This window comes from Paramesorhizobium leguminum (assembly GCF_003217235.1).
GTDB classification, from domain to species: domain Bacteria; phylum Pseudomonadota; class Alphaproteobacteria; order Rhizobiales; family Rhizobiaceae; genus Paramesorhizobium; species Paramesorhizobium leguminum.
This window is the reverse complement of the sequence record NZ_QJTF01000020.1, coordinates 1-16,672: the sequence shown is the minus strand read 5'-3', so window position 1 is coordinate 16,672 and position 16,672 is coordinate 1. Positions and strand designations below refer to the sequence as shown.

The 16,672-nt window shown below is 61.5% G+C and carries 11 protein-coding genes and 2 pseudogenes; 11 read left to right on the top strand and 2 right to left on the bottom strand.

What is annotated here, in order from left to right; translation table 11 throughout:
* Positions 1 to 46: 46 nt before the first annotated feature.
* The 8 genes and pseudogenes from C7477_RS14910 to C7477_RS19010 form a co-directional block, all read left to right on the top strand.
* Positions 47 to 1,060 (top strand): alpha/beta hydrolase, encoded by a 1,014-nt coding sequence (locus tag C7477_RS14910; protein ID WP_110753664.1) that lies wholly within the window; start codon positions 47 to 49, stop codon positions 1,058 to 1,060.
* Positions 1,061 to 1,133: 73 nt separating this feature from the next.
* Complete coding sequence (locus C7477_RS14905; protein WP_110753663.1) at positions 1,134 to 1,724, top strand: ANTAR domain-containing response regulator; 591 nt, start codon at positions 1,134 to 1,136, stop codon at positions 1,722 to 1,724.
* A gap of 198 nt (positions 1,725 to 1,922) precedes the next feature.
* Positions 1,923 to 3,197 (top strand): CmpA/NrtA family ABC transporter substrate-binding protein, encoded by a 1,275-nt coding sequence (locus tag C7477_RS14900; protein ID WP_245411854.1) that lies wholly within the window; start codon positions 1,923 to 1,925, stop codon positions 3,195 to 3,197.
* Between the two features lie 623 nt (positions 3,198 to 3,820).
* A complete protein-coding gene (locus C7477_RS14890) occupies positions 3,821 to 5,062 on the top strand; it encodes an MFS transporter (RefSeq protein ID WP_110753587.1) in 1,242 nt (413 codons plus the stop codon).
* Positions 5,063 to 5,080: 18 nt separating this feature from the next.
* The gene (nirB, locus tag C7477_RS14885) at positions 5,081 to 7,522 is read left to right on the top strand and encodes a nitrite reductase large subunit NirB (protein WP_110753585.1); all 2,442 of its coding nucleotides are present in this window, start codon (positions 5,081 to 5,083) and stop codon (positions 7,520 to 7,522) included.
* Between the two features lie 70 nt (positions 7,523 to 7,592).
* The gene (nirD, locus tag C7477_RS14880; protein ID WP_110753661.1) at positions 7,593 to 7,931 is read left to right on the top strand and encodes a nitrite reductase small subunit NirD; all 339 of its coding nucleotides are present in this window, start codon (positions 7,593 to 7,595) and stop codon (positions 7,929 to 7,931) included.
* A pseudogene (locus C7477_RS19540) lies at positions 7,931 to 8,125 on the top strand (hypothetical protein); the annotation flags it as partial. The gene nirD and the pseudogene C7477_RS19540, both read left to right, overlap by 1 nt.
* Before the next feature lie 162 nt (positions 8,126 to 8,287).
* Positions 8,288 to 10,855, top strand: a pseudogene (locus C7477_RS19010) (nitrate reductase); the annotation flags it as partial.
* Positions 10,856 to 11,019: 164 nt separating this feature from the next.
* Here the strand turns inward: C7477_RS19010 and C7477_RS14865 are convergent.
* Positions 11,020 to 13,014, bottom strand: coding sequence for a PhoX family protein (locus C7477_RS14865; protein WP_110753583.1), 1,995 nt, complete (start codon positions 13,012 to 13,014; stop codon positions 11,020 to 11,022).
* 570 nt (positions 13,015 to 13,584) lie between these two features.
* Here C7477_RS14865 and C7477_RS14860 point away from each other — a divergent pair.
* Positions 13,585 to 14,610 carry a glycoside hydrolase family 25 protein gene (locus tag C7477_RS14860; RefSeq protein WP_110753581.1) on the top strand — a complete coding sequence of 342 codons (1,026 nt, stop codon included), beginning with the start codon at positions 13,585 to 13,587 and terminating at the stop codon, positions 14,608 to 14,610.
* A gap of 49 nt (positions 14,611 to 14,659) precedes the next feature.
* Here C7477_RS14860 and C7477_RS14855 read toward each other — a convergent pair whose 3' ends face one another.
* Positions 14,660 to 14,935, bottom strand: coding sequence for a hypothetical protein (locus C7477_RS14855; RefSeq protein ID WP_110753579.1), 276 nt, complete (start codon positions 14,933 to 14,935; stop codon positions 14,660 to 14,662).
* A 428-nt stretch (positions 14,936 to 15,363) separates the two neighbouring features.
* Here C7477_RS14855 and C7477_RS14850 point away from each other — a divergent pair, with 428 nt between their 5' ends.
* A complete protein-coding gene (locus C7477_RS14850) occupies positions 15,364 to 15,981 on the top strand; it encodes a LysE family translocator (protein ID WP_110753577.1) in 618 nt (205 codons plus the stop codon).
* 106 nt (positions 15,982 to 16,087) lie between these two features.
* Positions 16,088 to 16,522 carry a cupin domain-containing protein gene (locus C7477_RS14845; RefSeq protein WP_110753575.1) on the top strand — a complete coding sequence of 145 codons (435 nt, stop codon included), beginning with the start codon at positions 16,088 to 16,090 and terminating at the stop codon, positions 16,520 to 16,522.
* Positions 16,523 to 16,672 lie beyond the last annotated feature (150 nt).

Here is a 16,672-nt window from a genome sequence, read left to right as displayed (position 1 = left end):
GCCGCCGCGCATCATGGCCTATTCGGCAATGGCGGCAGGTGCTGACATGACACGGTTCCTCTGGGCAGGCGGCATTGCCATCCTCTTTGCAGGAATCGTCTATGCCGCCTTTCAGCTCAGCCCATGGCCGGGGGCCTTGCTTCTGCGCTATATGCTCAATGCGCAGGATGCGCGCTTGTCGCGTGCGATGGAAAAACATGTTCCTCCCGGCGTCGCCGTTCAGCACAACCTGCAATATGAGCCCCACGACAGCGATGCATTGCTGGACGTGTATTATCCCACTTCCATTGAAGGCACGGACAAGGAGCTGACGACCGTCGTCTGGGTGCATGGCGGCGGGTGGATATCGGGGAGCAAGGAGACCGTCGCGCCCTATGCGCGCATTCTCGCCGCCAAGGGCTATACCGTGATCTCCGTGGGATATTCCATAGCGCCCGGCAAGACCTATCCCGTTCCCGTGCGCCAGGTGAATGCGGCCCTTGGCTATCTCGTGAAAAACGCTAGAAAATTCCATATCGATCCATCGCGCTTCGTGCTGGCCGGCGATTCCGCCGGGGCGCAGATCGCGGCGCAAGTCGCCAATATCGTCAGCGTACCCGATTACGCCGCCACCACGGGCATCAAGCCCGCGCTGGAACGTTCGCAATTGCGCGCCGTGATGCTGTTTTGCGGCGCCTACGATCTTTCGCTCGTCCACATGAACGGCCCATTCCGCTTCTTCCTGAAGTCGGTGCTTTGGTCGTATACCGGCGTCAGGGACTACGCTGGGGATCCACGCTTTGCCCCGGCTTCGGTCGTCCATTATGTGACCTCCGATTTCCCGCCGGCCTTCATTTCCGCCGGCAATGCCGACCCGCTGCTGCCGCAATCGGTCGAACTCGTAAAGGCGCTCACCGCCAAGCATGTTCCGGTCGACAGCCTGTTCTTCCCCGAGAATTACAAGCCGCCCTTGCAGCACGAACACCAGTTCGATCTCGATAACGATGCCGGCAAGCTTGTCCTGTCGCGGGCCCTGGAATTCCTGGCACGTCTACAAACGAGCATATTGCCTGCGAAATAGGCATACGGAAAATTGCAATTTGTTTTGGCGATATTGCGTTGCGAAAACATATGCGCTGCGGCATGAATGCGCCATGATGCATCGTGACCTGACCATTCTGGTGATCGACGAAAACGCCATCCGGGCCTCGATTATCGAGGAAGGATTGCGCGAGGCCGGGCATGCGCAAGTGACGGTCATCCACGAAGTGCAGGGGGTGGCGCGCATCATCGAGACGCTGCAGCCGGATGTCATCGTCATCGATATCGAAAATCCGAATCGCGACATGATGGAGCATCTCTTCCAGCTGACCCGCACGGTGAGCCGCCCCATCGCCATGTTCGTCGACCGCGCCGATTCGGCCTCGATCGAGGCAGCGATGGACGCGGGGGTTTCGGCCTACATTGTCGATGGGCTGAAGAAGGAGCGCGTCAAGCCTATCCTCGACGTCGCTGTCAGCCGCTTCAATGCCTTCAGCCGCCTCCAGCGTGAGCTGGCCGATGCGAAATCGGCGCTGGAGGAGCGAAAGATCGTCGAGCGCGCCAAGGGCATCTTGATGCGGATGCGCGGGCTTTCGGAGGAGGAGGCTTTCGCGCTGCTGCGCCAGACCGCCATGAACGAAAAGAAGAAGCTCGCCGAAATCGCCCAAAGCGTCGTCACCGCCGCCGGATTGCTTGTGCGATGAGCGGATATGGAGTGGATTGCCCCTCACCCTTACCCTCTCCCCGTGAAATACGGGGAGAGGGGGACATAGATGGTTTCGCTTTCTCTTCTGCCAGGCGCAGGGGGTAAGGATAAATGCGACGCCTAACGCCCCCCTCTCCCCGTATTTCACGGGGAGAGGGTAAGGGTGAGGGGCTTTCAGCGCTGGGAAAGTATCGGGATGAATGACATGACTTTGCCGGAGACGAATAAGGCCTTGTCCACACCAAGCCGGATCGCCAGCGAGGGTGCGCGGACGGTACGCGCCGGCTTCATCCCGCTGGTAGACAGCGCGGTGCTGGTCGCGGCGGCTGAATTCGGGTTTGCCCGCAAGGAGGGCATAACGCTCGATCTGGTCAAGGATGTTTCCTGGGCCAATGTCCGCGACAGGCTCGCCTTTCGCCAATTCGACGTCGCGCATATGCTCGCGCCGATGCCGGTTGCGTCCATGCTCGGGCTCGGGTCCAACCCGTCCCCGACCATCGCGCCATTTTCGCTCGGTCGCGGCGGCAACGCCATCACGCTTTCAACGAAGCTCTATGGCCGGATGCGGGAGGAGGGCGGTCTCGCCGATCCGGAAGACGCGCTGGAAAATGCGCGCGCCCTGGCGCGGGTCATCCACCTGATGAAGGAAAACGGCGAGCCGCTGCCGACCTTCGGCATGACCTATCCCTTTTCCTCCCACAATTACGAATTCCGCTACTGGCTCGCCGCCGGTGGCATCAATCCGGACAGCGATGTCCGGCTCGTCGTGGTGCCGCCGCCCATGACATCAGATGCGCTGGCGGCAGGGGCAATCGACGGCTTCTGCGTCGGCGCGCCGTGGAACATGGTAGCCTCGGAGCGCGGCGTCGGCCAGATCGTCGCCACCAAGCAGGACATATGGCCCTCCGCGCCGGAAAAGGTGCTGGGCATGCGGCCGCAATGGGCGGAGGCCCATCCGGAAACCGTGGCGCGACTGCTCGTCGCGCTCGATGCCGCCGCGCGCTGGTGCGACCAGCCGGAAAATCGCGCGGCGCTTGCGGAGGCGCTCGCCGACGCCCGCTATGTGGCGGTGCCGGTCGATATCATCCGCCGCGTCCTTGCCGGCGCGTTCACCATTGATCCGCAAGGCAGGCAGCGGGTCGTTAAAGACTATTTCGTCTTCCATTCAGGATACGCCAATTATCCGCGCCCAAGCCATGCCTTGTGGACCTATAGCCAGATGATCCGCTGGGGGCAGGCCACGTTCTCCAGGTCTGGCATCGAGGCCGCGGCATCGGCCTACCGGCCCGATCTTTACCGCCAGGTATTGGGCGGCCCGGAAGAGGCCGAGGATTTCCGCGTCGAGGGCGCGGAGCCGGGCGATGGCTTCATCGACGGGCATGTCTTCGACCGGTCGATGATCGAGGAATATGTCGAGGGCTTTGCGGTTAAGGCGGTGCCGCCGACCGGTGCGCAATATCAAGAAATCTAGGTTCGTTGGAGATGCCCGGCAGGGCAAAGGGGGGCGCCTGGAACGGTTCATGGTTTAATGGAATCGCGAGACATACCCCCCTCTGGCTTGCCAGCCATCTCCCCCTCACGGGGGGAGATTATGCCTTCATCAACGTTCGGCACCAATCGCATATGTCTGATGATGAGGGCCGAGCGTCGTGCCAGCCAATCTCCCCCCTTGAGGGGGAGATGCCCGGCAGGGCAGAGGGGGGTATGCTGGCCCGCCAGCGTTGGCGGCAAAACGCTCATGCTGCACCTGCTCAATGAATCGGCAGCAAACAGCGTCCCGGAACCATCTGCCTAAAAATAAGCCGATAAATTCACCGCATATTTTATAAGCAAAATCACCTTTCCTTAGAACCTTTCCAGAAAAATCAAGCACTTATCAAGCCGCTCTCGAATTGGCACGCGGCTTGCTTCTCTTATCAATGCCCCGATCAATGGCGATCAGGGCGAAACCGGACGCGGATGGTGCGTTCGGGCCAAGGACAATGACGTCGCAAGGTTTTTCAAGTCCGTGCGGGAATCCTCCCATTCCCCGGACGCGAACTCCTTAGCGACGTTTTTTTATGCCCAAATTCCGCCAACAGAGGGGAACCACGCATGACCAATTTTGAGACAAGAGAGCCGGTATCAGCCGGCGAACCGGCCAAGGCATTGTGGATTTCGACGTTCGCCTTCACGGTCTGCTTCGCGGTCTGGACGATTTTCGCGATCATCGGTGTTCGCATCAAACAGGATCTCGGCCTGACCGAAGCGCAATTCGGCTTGCTGGTGGGCACGCCGATATTGACCGGGTCGGTGATCCGGATCGTGCTTGGCATATGGACGAACCGCTACGGCGGCCGTCTGCTCTACACGCTCACCATGCTGACCGCGGCGGTGGCGACCTTCCTGCTTTCCTATGCCACGACCTACACCCAGATGCTGATTGCCGGGCTCGGAGTCGGCCTCGCGGGCGGGTCCTTTGCCGTCGGCGTTGCCTATGTCGCGCCGTTCTTCCCGCCCTCGAAGCAGGGAACCGCGCTCGGCATTTTCGGCGCGGGCAATGTCGGCGCCGCCGTGACGAAATTCGTCGCCCCCTTTGTGCTGATCGCATGGGGATGGCAGGCCGTCGCGGAAATCTGGGCGCTCGCGCTCGCGGCAACGGGTATCATCTTCTGGTTCACGACATCAGACGATCCGGCGTTTCGCGAGCGCCGCTCCAGCCGCGTCGCGCCAAAGACGCTCCGCCAAGAATTCGCGCCGCTCAAGAATGTTCAGGTCTGGCGCTTCTCGCTCTATTATTTCTTCGCCTTCGGCGGCTTCGTCGCCCTGTCGCTCTGGCTGCCGCGCTATCTGGTCGGCGTCTACGGCTTCGACCTCGGAGTGGCAGGCATGATCGCCGCCGCCTATTCGATTCCGGGCAGCATCTTCCGCGCCTTCGGCGGCATGCTGTCGGATAAAAAGGGCGCGCGCAGCGTCATGTACGCCATGTTCGCCGTGTCGGCGGTGGCGACTCTCATCCTGTCGCTTCCGGCGGCCAGCATTTCGCCCGTTGTCTTCATTGCCGTCATCTTCGTGCTCGGCTTCGTCATGAGCCTGGGCAAGGCTGCGGTCTACAAGCACATCCCGGCCTATTATCCTGACAGCATCGGCGCGGTCGGCGGCATTGTCGGCATGATGGGCGGCCTCGGCGGCTTCATCCTGCCGATCGTCTTCGGCCTTCTCAAGGACATGACCGGCCTTTGGTCCAGCTGCTTCATGCTGCTGTTCGCAATCGTCGCGGCGTCCCTCATCTGGATGCATTTGTCGGTCAAGCAACTGCAACGCCAACAACACACCGGTTCAGCGGTGGCGGCTTAATTCTCGAGGAAACAGAATATGGCTCAAAAACTCGTCATCATCGGTGCAGGCATGGCTTCGGGCCGCATGCTCGAACATCTCTTCGAGGCGTCCCCCGGCGCCTTCGACGTCACGCTCTTCGGATCCGAGCCGCGCGGCAATTACAACCGCATCATGCTGTCGCCGGTGCTGGCGGGTGAAAAGACCTACGAGCAGATCGTCACCCACGATGCCGATTGGTATGCCTCGCACGGGGTCACCTGCCGCTTTGGCGAGACGGTGACGAAGATCGACCGCAAGGAGAAGGTGATCTTCACCGCCAAGGGCGCGACGCCCTACGACAAGCTGGTGGTGGCGACCGGCTCCGCGCCGTTCATCATCCCCATCGCGGGCAAGGACCTGCCCGGCGTGCGCGCCTTCCGCGACCTTGATGACGTCGATGCCATGGTGGCGGCGGCTGGCAAGCCAAACGCCAAGGCGGTGGTGATCGGCGGTGGCCTGCTGGGCCTTGAGGCGGCGGCGGCGCTGCGCCTGCGCGGCATGGAGGTGGTCGTTCTCCATCTCATGGGCCATCTGATGGAGCGCCAGCTCGACCCGGCGGCGGGCTACCTGCTGCAGAAGGAACTGGAGAGCCGCGGCATCAAAGTCCACTGCAAGGCGCAGACCACGGCGATCCTTGGCAAGGATCGCGTGGAAGCGGTGGGGCTTGATGACGGCACCGTCTACCCGGCGGATATCGTCGTCATGGCCGTGGGCATTCGCCCGGAGGTGCGCGTCGCCACCGATGCCGGGCTCTATGTGGAGCGCGGCATCGTCGTCAACGACCAGATGGTCTCCTCCGACCCTGATATTCTTGCGGTTGGCGAGTGCGTCGAGCACGAGCGCATCTGCTACGGCCTCGTCGCGCCGCTCTACGACATGGCCAAGGTGGCGGCGAAGACGCTGCTCAAGCAGGACGCCGCCTTCCGCCCCGTCGAGACGGCGACGCAGCTGAAAGTGACCGGCGTCAGCCTCTATTCCGCCGGCGATTTCGCCGATGGCGAGGACCGGCAGGAGATCGTGCTGCGCGATGCCAGCGCCGGCATCTACAAGCGGCTGGTGCTGAAGGAGAACCGCATCCTCGGCGCCGTGCTTTACGGCGAGACCGGCGATGGCGCCTGGTTCTTCGACATGCTGCGCAAGGGGACCGATGTCTCGGACATGCGCGAAACGCTTATCTTCGGCCAGGCCTATCAGGGGGGCTCCCCCCTGGACCCTATGGCGGCCGTTGCAGCCTTGCCGGATGATGCGGAAATCTGCGGCTGCAACGGCGTATGCAAGAGCAAGATCGTCGGCACGATCACCGAAAAGGGCCTGACCTCGCTCGATGACGTGCGGGCGCATACCAAGGCATCGGCGTCGTGCGGCTCGTGCACGGGCCTCGTCGAGCAGCTGATGAAGCTGACGCTGGGCGACAGCTACAACCCCGCCGCCGTCACGCCGATGTGCACCTGCACCGATTTGGGCCATGACGATGTGCGCCGGCTGATCAAGGCAAAGGGGCTGAAGACCATTCCTGCTGTCATGCAGGAGCTGGAATGGAAGACCTCCTGCGGCTGCGCAAAGTGCCGCCCGGCGCTCAATTATTATCTCGTCTGCGACTGGCCGGATGAATATGCCGATGATTACCAGTCGCGCTACATCAACGAGCGCGTCCATGCCAACATCCAGAAGGACGGCACCTATTCGGTCGTGCCGCGCATGTGGGGTGGTGTAACGAACGCTAAAGAACTGCGCGCCATTGCCGATGTGGTCGACAAGTTCAACGTGCCGCTGGTCAAGGTGACGGGCGGGCAGCGCATCGATCTGCTCGGCATCGAGAAGGAGGATTTGCCCGCCGTCTGGGCCGATCTGGGGCAGGCCGGCTTCGTCTCAGGGCAGGCCTATGCCAAGGGCCTGCGCACGGTGAAGACCTGCGTCGGCTCCGACTGGTGCCGCTTCGGCACGCAGGATTCCACCGGCCTAGGCATCCGCATCGAGAAGTTCATGTGGGGTTCGTGGACACCGGCAAAGCTGAAGCTCGCAGTCTCCGGCTGCCCGCGCAATTGCGCGGAGGCGACCTGCAAGGACATCGGCGTCATCTGCGTCGATTCCGGTTTCGAGATCCATTTCGCAGGCGCGGCGGGGCTAGATATCAAGGGCACCGACAAGCTTGGGCTGGTCGGGACGGAAGATGAGGCGCTGGAGGTGATCGTCGCGCTCACCCAGATGTATCGCGAGCAGGCCCGGTATCTGGAGCGCATCTACAAATGGGCCAAGCGCGTCGGCCACGACGAAATCCGCCGCCAGGTTCTGGACGACAAGGAGCGGCGCAAGGCCTTCTACGACCGCTTCGTCTTCTCCCAGAAATTCGCCCAGGTAGACCCTTGGTCCGAGCGCGTCTCTGGCAAGGACAAGCACGAGTTCAAGCCGATGGCGACGGTGGAGTATGCTGGAGCATGATCCCGAAAAGTGGATGCCGGTTTTCGGACAAGATCATGCGGCTAAGAAAACAAGCCGCGGAGTGAGGGATATGGATATGAACTGGATCGAAATCGGCGATCTCTCGGATATTCCGCTGCGCGGCGCGCGCTGCGTGAAGACGCCGCAAGGCAAGATCGCGGTGTTTCGCACGGCGGAAAACGATGTCTTCGCCATCGAGGACCACTGCCCGCACAAGGGCGGCCCGCTCAGCCAGGGCATCGTCCACGGCCGCGCCGTCACCTGCCCGCTGCACAATTGGGTGATCTCGCTGGAAACCGGCAAGGCTCTGGGCGCGGACGAGGGCGCGGTGCGGACGATTCCCGTGCGCAACGAGGGCGGCAAGCTCTCCATCGCGCTCGAAAACCTGATGCTTGCGGCGGCGGAATGATGGCGGCAGAGACCAAGACCACCTGCCCCTATTGCGGCGTCGGCTGCGGCGTTATTGCCTCGGTGGCGGATGACGGCGGCGTGAGTGTCAGGGGCGACCCGGACCATCCGGCCAATTTCGGGCGGCTCTGTTCCAAGGGATCGGCGCTGGCGGAGACCATTGACCTCGACGGGCGGTTGCTTTTTCCGGAAATTCGCCCCTCACCCTTACCCTCTCCCCGTAAAGAACGGGGAGAGGGGTACAGCGGCGTTACTACCCATATCTCCAGCCTCGCTCCTGGCTCAAAAGAGGTGGCAGCAACATTTAGGCCCCCCTCTCCCCGCGTGCGGGGAGAGGGTAAGGGTGAGGGGCAAGTCAGCTGGGATGAGGCGCTCGATCTCGTGGCGCGGAAATTCTCCGAGACGATTGCCGAGCACGGACCGGATTCTGTCGCCTTCTATGTCTCCGGCCAGCTTCTGACCGAGGATTATTACGTCGCCAACAAGCTGATGAAAGGCTTCATCGGCTCGGCCAATATCGACACCAATTCGCGGCTCTGCATGGCTTCCTCGGTGGCCGGTCACCGGCGCGCCTTCGGCTCTGATACGGTGCCGGGCGTCTATGAGGATCTGGAAGAGGCCGATCTGATCATCCTGACCGGCTCCAATCTCGCCTGGTGCCATCCGGTTCTCTATCAGCGGATCGCGAGCGCCAAGGAGAAGCGGCCCGCGATGAAGATCGTGGTCATCGATCCGCGCCGAACCATGACCTGTGATATCGCCGATATGCATCTGGCTGTCCGGCCGGATGGGGATGTGGCGCTGTTCAACGGGCTGCTGGCGCATCTGGCAAAAAGCCCGGCGCTGGATGATGATTTTATCCGCGAGCACACCAACGGATTTGCGGAGGCTCTCGCGGCAGCGCGCACGAGCGAGGCGGATATTATATCCCTGACCGGGCTTTCGCAGGGGGATATCGAGGCATTTTACAGGGTGTTCGAGGGCACGCAGAGGGTGGTAACCTGCTATAGCCAAGGGGTAAACCAGTCCTCTTCGGGCACGGACAAAGTCAACGCCATCATCAATTGCCATCTGGCGACCGGGCGCATCGGACGTCCCGGCATGGGGCCGTTTTCGCTCACCGGCCAGCCGAATGCCATGGGCGGGCGCGAGGTGGGGGGCCTCGCCAATATGCTCGCCGCCCATATGGAAATCGAGAACCCGACGCATCGCGAGCGGGTGCAGCGCTTCTGGAATGCGCCGGTGATTGCTGCAAAGCCCGGCCTCAAGGCGGTCGACATGTTCAAGGCCGTGGCCGATGGGCGGATCAAGGCGCTCTGGATCATGGGCACCAATCCGGTGGTCTCCATGCCCGATGCCGATAGCGTGGCCGATGCGATCCGCAACTGCCCGTTCGTCGTCGTTTCCGATATCATGCGCGAGACGGACACCACCCAATATGCGCATGTGCTGTTGCCGGCGGCGGGCTGGGGGGAAAAGGACGGCACGGTCACCAATTCCGAACGCCGGATTTCGCGCCAACGGCAGTTCTTGGCCCACCCCGGCGAGGCACGCGCCGACTGGCGCATTATCTGCGATGTGGCGAGGCGTATGGGGTTTGGGGCGGCGTTTGCGTTTGAGAACCCGGCGGAGATTTTTGCCGAACATGCGGCGTTGTCGGCTTTCGAGAATGGGGGCGACCGCGATTTCGATATTGGGGGGTATGCGGGGATTTCTCCTACGGATTATGACGTGCTGAAACCATTCCAATGGCCAGCGCCCTCCTTCCCCCTTGCGGGAAAGGTGCCCGCGGAGCGGGCGGATGGGGGTGGTGACGATTGTGCTCTATCCTTCACCACCCCCACCCGTCCGCTAGCGCGGACACCCTCCCCGCAAGGGGGAGGGAAAGCGAGCGCCATCCGCTTCTTCGCCAACGGCAACTTCTACCACCCCGACCGCAAGGCCCGTTTCATCGCGGTAGAATCCATGGCGACGGAGCGCGTCAACCTGGCGTACCCGTCGGTACTCAATACTGGACGGATTCGCGACCAGTGGCACACCATGACCCGCACCGGCAAAAGCGCCCGGCTCTCAAGCCATCTCGCCGAACCATTCGCCGAGATCAACCCTGATGATGCCGCAGCGCTGGGCATTGCCGATGCCACGCTTGTCCAGATAACCAGTCCCCATGGCAAGGTGCTCGTCCGGGCGCTGATCACCTCACGGCAACCGCGCGGTTCGGTTTTCGTGCCGATACACTGGACGGACCAATACGCGTCCAATGGGCGGGTGGATGCGCTGGTGCCCCCGGTGACTGACCCGGTTTCCGGTCAGCCGGCATTGAAAAATGTGGCGGTATCGGTGGAGCCTTACAAGGCGGAATATTATGGCTTCGCGGTTTCGGCGAACCGGCCCTTGCCACAACATGCGGAGTATTTCGCCTTGGCGAAGGTCGAGCATGGATTCCGCATGGAATGCGCCTTTGCGGCAAAGCCGGCAAACTGGGAAGCATGGTGCCGGGAGACATGGCAACTCCCGGACACGCTTTCGGCGCTTGCCTATTTCGACCGGGAGAGCGGCAACAGCCGCATCGCCTTTTTTGATGGGGAACGGCTTGTGCTCGCCTTTTACGCCGCGCGCGGGCCCGTGGCCGTCTCGCGGACATGGGCGGTTTCCCAGCTCGGCATCGTCCACGCGCAACCGCGCAGCCGCATCGCGATCATGGCCGGGCGGCCCGGGGCGGATCAGCCGGATATCGGCGCGATCGTCTGCTCGTGCTTTTCGGTCGGCGTCAACCAGATCGTGGCGGTCATCGATGGCGGCTGCGGCTCGGTTGAGGAGGTTGGCGTTCGCCTCAAGGCCGGAACCAATTGCGGCTCATGCCGGGCTGAGATCCGGGCGGTACTGGATGCGCGGCAAAAGCCTGCGGCTCAGGCGGCGGAGTAGTAGCGCCCCTTTCCCTCCCCCTTGCGGGGAGGGTGGCCCGAAGGGCCGGGTGGGGGTGGTGACGGTTGAACTCCAACATGCAATCGCAGCGCGCGGCCTTTACCACCCCCATCCGCCCGCTCCGCGGGCACCTTCCCCGCAAGGGGGAAGGAGGGAGCTAAGCCTTAAACCGCGATCTTCCCGCCGCCCTGCTTCGTAATCGCAACCACCGACGGGCGTGTCGGCATGTCGTTGCGGAAGTCCGGCCAGCGGGTGGAGAGGTCCTCGTAATAGGACGGGCGGCCGTGGCCATCCCAATCCTCGCCACCATCGGCGGGATGCTGCACGGCGACGAAGGCCGTCTCGTCATCGGGCGTAAACAGCGGGCCGCACATCTCGGCTCCAACCGGCACGCGGAAGAACAGTTTTGACGTCGCGCGGGCTTCGCCTTGCGTGTCAACGGCCCAGAGGCCGTCGGTGCGCCCGGTCGCCTTGTTGCTGTTGCCGTCGGTGGAAACCCAGAGACGCCCGGCGGAATCGACCGCGCAATTGTCCGGCATGCCGAACCAGCCGTTCTTGGTCGTCTCGGTCGAGAAGGTCGCGCCGACATCGGCAACGGAGGGATCGCCGCATTTCAGCAGCACTTCCCACGTGCCCTTGGTCGCCGCGAAATCGCCATCGGCCTCCGCGATCTCGATGATATGGCCGAAGGCATTCTTGGCGCGCGGGTTGGCGGCGTCGACCTGCTCGTCGGTGCGTTTGGTGTTGTTGGTCAGCATGACATAGACCTTGCCGGTCACGCCGTTGGGCTGCACGTCTTCCGGACGGTCCATCTTGGTCGCGCCGAGAAGGTCGGCGGAACGGCGGGTTTCGATCAGCACGTCCGCCTGGCTCTGGAAGCCGTTTGCGGCGGTCAGCGGTCCCTGGCCAAAGACGAGCGGCATCCACTCGACGGTGCCGTCCTCGGAGAACTTGGCGACATAGAGCGTGCCCTCATCGAGCAGGTCCATATTGGCCGCGCGATCGTCGGCGTTAAACTTGCCCGCCGTGACGAACTTGTAGACATAGTCGAAACGCTCGTCGTCACCGAGATAGAAGACGACGCGGCCGTCCTTGTTGACGATCGATTCCGCGCCCTCATGCTTGACGCGTCCGAGCGCGGTGCGCTTCTTCGGCACCGAATTGGGATCGAGCGCATCGACCTCGACCACCCAGCCAAAACGATTGGGCTCGTTCGGCTCCTTGGAGATGTCGAAGCGGTCGTAATAGTTCGCCCATTCGTAAGAGCTTTCGGGAATGCCCAAGCGCTTGTAATTGGCGGCTTCGGGGTGGTCAGCCGGCAGCTCGCCGCTGAAATAGCCGTGAATGTTCTCCTCGGCCATGATGTAGGTGTGCCATGGCGTGACGCCGCCGGCGCAATTGTTGATGGTGCCGAACACCTTGGTGCCCGTCGCGTCGGCCTTGGTCTTGAGACGGTCGTGACCGGCGGCGGGGCCGGACAGTTTCATCTCGGTATTGGAGGTGATGCGGCGATTGTAGCGGCCATCGAGTACCGGCTTCCACTTGCCGTCCACCTTGTTGATCTCGACGATGGTGCCGCCATGAGCGGCCATCTCGACATCGACCTGCTCTTTCGAAAGCGGGTTCTGCTTGATCTTGCCGTCGGCGACGGTGACGAGGCCGGGGAACATCAGGTGCGGGTTGGTGTATTCGTGGTTGACCACGAGCAGGCCGTGGGTCGGGGAGCCCTCGAGCGGGATATAGCCGACATAATCATTGTTGTAGCCGAACTGCTTTGCCTGCCCCTCGGCGGTCTGCCTGGTGGGGTCGAAGGCAGGCGCATCGGGGAAAAGCGGATCGCCCCAGCGCAGCAGCACATCGGCATCGTAGCCTTCCGCGACATGGTGCTTGGCATCGACGCCCGCTTCCACTTCCTTGAAGGAGAAGGCGGAACCGTTGCCGGCGGCCTTGGCATCATCCGCCGCGATGAGCGCCAGCGGGCTCACCGTCATGGCAATGGCCGACACCGCAAGCGAGCCCTGGAGAAAGCCGCGGCGCGAAAAGCGCTTGGTTATGATCTCTCCCATGGTCGGATTGTCGGTCGGGTTGCGCGGCGCGCTATCCGCTTCCTCCAGCTGGCTTGTCTTGAACAGGGCTTGCTGTGAAACGAGTTCGTTCATCTGGCTATCCTCAACTTAAAAAATGCCCCCACTCCATCGTGGCGCATTGTGCGACGCCAGGCTCCCCTTGGCTGCACATGCTTTAGAGCGTTTCCAAGTCTTAGAAGTCGGATGTAACACGCAGATGAAACGGATGTGGTTTCATGCGGGGGGGAGGGGAATGAATGTGGACGCGCCGGATTGCCCCTTACCCTTACCCTCTTCCCGCAAGCGGGGCGAGGGGGCATAGAGCATTTCATATTTACGGAAACAACTGTACGCCCTTCACCCCCGTGGTTCGAGGCTCTGCTTCGCTCCGCACCTCACCATGAGGATGACGGGACCGTAACGCCGCAGTAGCCTCATGGTGAGGTGTGAATGGAGCGAAGCGGAATGAGCCTCGAACCACGGAGGCGCTTGGCGATTCCCCGCGTGCGGGGAAAAGGTGCCGGCAGGCGGGTGAGGGGCAATCCAAAAAGTTAAAATTCGATTCAATCTTTATTGGGAATTTGCCTTTAGCAATGACTGATGAAGGGGCCAGCGTTTCGGCCTCTCCCGTGGGTCTCATTTGTTATTTGCGTAAAGGTAACCATGCGTTTCTCGAAGACGTCGGTCGTTGTGCTCCTCTGCATGGGTTTGGCAGGTTGCACATCCACGGGTTCGGATGTCGACGAGCTTCTGGCGCGGCCTTCGCTCGAGACGACAAGCTCCATCACCCCGCCGATGAACGTGGCGCCGCCCGCGGAAGTTCGTCCGTCCACGCCAGTCGAAGCACCGCCGCAAGAAATGGCGTTGGTGACGCCGGTTGCCGCTCCCGTCATGCCCGCGCCTCCGGTCAGGATGCCCCCGCGCAAGCTCAAGGCGGAGCCTGCATCCTTTGTTGTGCCGGCAAAGCCGTCGGGGACGGCATCCGAGCGCAGCCGTATCTATAGCCGTCGCTTCCGCGATGCAAAGCCGATCAATTTCGGCCGGGCATCGTCGCCCAAGGCGCTCGCCGTGCACGGCGTCGATGTCTCGCGCTGGCAGGGCGACATCGACTGGGAAAAGCTGCGTTCGCAGGGCGCGAATTTCGCCTATATCAAGGCGACCGATGGCGGCGACCATCTCGATCCGATGTTCAAGACGAACTGGCGCAAGGCGCACGAGGCGGGGTTGAAGCGCGGCGCCTATCACTTCTTCTATTGGTGCCGCACCGCCGGCGAGCAGGCCGACTGGTTCATCCGCAACGTGCCGAAGGTCGAGGGCGCGCTGCCGCCAGTTATCGATGTCGAATGGAACGGCGAATCCCGCTGCAGCCAGCGCATATCGCGCAAGCGGGTGCTTGAGAAGATGCAGGTCTTCATGGACAGGCTGGAGCGCCATTACGGCCAGCGTCCTGTTATCTACACCGCGCCGGATTTCTACCGCGACAATCTGAGAGGCGAGTTCCCCAATCATCCGTTCTGGCTTCGCGCCGTGGCCGAGCACCCCTCCAAGGTCTATCCGGGCCGGAAATGGCTATTCTGGCAATATTCCGGCTCGGGCCTGTCGCATGGCGTGGATGGCCGGATCGACCTCAACGCCTTCCACGGCAGCGCCGATGAGTGGCATCGGTGGGTGGCGACAAGCGCGAGCTAAACGGAACCTTGGCCCGTGTTTACACCATCGATCAGGGATCGAGCGAAAATCAGCCGTCCTGTGTGATGGCATTCACGTCTCTCTTCAAAATGACGATCCCGGAACGATAGATCGCATCAAGGCGCCTCTCGATCAGATTGTAGAGACCGCCGGTTGCCGTTTCTATTTCACCTTCTGTAAAGCCTAGCGTCGTTAACGCCATAAAGAACTGCAAATAAGTATTATCAACAATACTCCGGCGCTGCTTTGGGAAATCCGCTTGGAACGGTAAATTGTCGGTCCACTGGTCAACTATACTACTAATTTGCTTATATACTGCTATCATTTTACACTCCCTTTTTCGGGAAACTATGAATTTATATTATATTTTACTAGCGCTTCTATTATTTTAACTACGCTTTAAAGCCCGAATATGGGGCCGATTGTGCGTCCATGGTGAAAATTGTATAGTTATGTACCCCCAAAGCCACAAGGTTGCGGGGTGGCTGGCCCCATGCCCGTCCCGCGAAGCCGTGCGTGGGGTCAGCTCTTCCCGGCTATTGCTGGATGCTAACACATCGTATGGCTGCGGCCAAACCGTCACTCTCCCAATTTTCGAAAGAAGAGCCGCTGGTTGCGCCGCCGCGCTAGCCGGCCAAAGTTTTGCTTCGCATCGACAGCGGGTTTTGGTAGAGGGAGGAGTATCCATACAAGCCGTTTCGATCAGGCTCCTGTGGTCCAGCGAAGCTGTAAGATGCAGTGGGGGAATGAAGGATGAACCTTGCAGGTTTTGTTGCCTATAGCGGCGCGCTGGCTGTTGCCGCCGCTATACCGGGGCCTGGCGTGACAGCCCTCGTTGCGCGCGCCCTCGGCTCCGGCTTTCGCTCATCTCTTTTCATGGCATTCGGCCTGGTTATCGGCGACCTCACCTATTTGACCGCCACGGTTTCAGGGCTTGCCTTGCTTGCGCAAGCCTTTGGCACCGCTTTTCTCATTCTCAAATGGATGGGCGTAGCTTATCTCGCATGGCTTGCATGGACGTTCTGGACATCGGGAATTACAGCTGAAAAGATCGAGGCGAAAAAGGCGAGTGGCGGGGCATTTTCCAGCTTTCTTGCCGGCTTGCTGGTGACGCTTGGCAACCCGAAGACCATGATTTTTTATCTCGCGCTCACGCCGACGCTCGTCGACCTGCAGCACATAACCTTGTTCGATTACGGCGTTCTGGCGGTTTGCACGATCATTGTCCTGCTGGTGGTGCTGGTGCCTTATCTCATGCTGGCGGCAAAGGCGCGCCTGTTGCTGCAAGCGCCCCGCGCTTTGAAAAGGCTGAACCGGACCGCCGCCGCTTTCATGGCCGGCGCGGCAGCCACCATCGCGATGCGGCATTGAAGCCTGCCGGCTGAACAGCCCATCAATACCGTATGATTGGCAGCTTAAGGGCGCTAACCGAGGCCGGGGCGGCTACTCTAAAAACAAGTTTGACAGGTCAATAACCATGAAAACTTCAGCAAATGAAATCGTCCGTGCACTTGGTCTCCAGCCGCATCCGGAAGGTGGCCATTTTCTCGAAACTTACCGCGATGCACCCGCTGCCGGGCGCGCTGCATCGACAGGGATCTATTATTTGCTCGCGCGCGGCGAACGCTCACATTGGCATCGCGTCGATGCGGTCGAGGTTTGGCATTATTATGCAGGAAGCCCGCTCAGGCTGGAGATCGCTCGCAGCGACAACGGGCCTGTGGAACGCATCATGCTGGGACCGAATATTCCGGAAGGAGAGCGTCCGCAAGCTTTGGTGCCGGCCCATGCATGGCAGGCGGCCGAGAGTCTGGGAGACTGGACGCTGGTAGGCTGCACCGTCGCACCCGGCTTCGAATTCTCGGGGTTTGAGCTCGCTGCAAAAGGCTGGGCGCCGGGCCTGCCTGCCTGACGGGATGCCGACCCGCGACCGAACAGTTCCATAAGATAGATTACGTGACTATGGCATGTAGCCGCAAAGTTGAAGTGTCCTGTTTCTGCAAAGTAAGGATGTCACACTCCCCGCGCGTTTGATCGGCCGGGAGATGAGCAGATGGGACTG